Genomic DNA, 269 nt, shown 5'->3' on the forward strand with positions numbered 1-269 from the left:
CCGAACATTAATGGGATTCGCTCTTTGGTCGAACAAGCAATATCGGAAATTAATTCACAAGATATAGGTTTTGTTGAATGTCATATTTCTGATGTTGAGGACGTAGCACAACAATTAACTGTAAATGGTTGCCAAATTATTTTGTGTACAGGGGCAACAGCTAGCTATCTACAAAAAATATTGAGCATCGAAATCCAGGTCATTAGAACAGGTATGTTTGATGTTATCCAAGCCATCTCTAGTTTGAAGCAATACAAACGTATTGCTTT

The 269-nt window shown here is 36.1% G+C and carries 1 protein-coding gene; it reads left to right on the plus strand.

Features of this window, described 5'->3' with window-relative positions:
* A partial coding sequence (locus tag SB749_RS19585) for a PrpR N-terminal domain-containing protein (RefSeq protein ID WP_410711775.1) occupies nt 1-269 on the plus strand: 269 nt, incomplete at both ends.

The sequence above is a fragment of the Brevibacterium sp. SIMBA_078 genome (genome assembly GCF_046534565.1).
Lineage (GTDB): Bacteria > Actinomycetota > Actinomycetes > Actinomycetales > Brevibacteriaceae > Brevibacterium.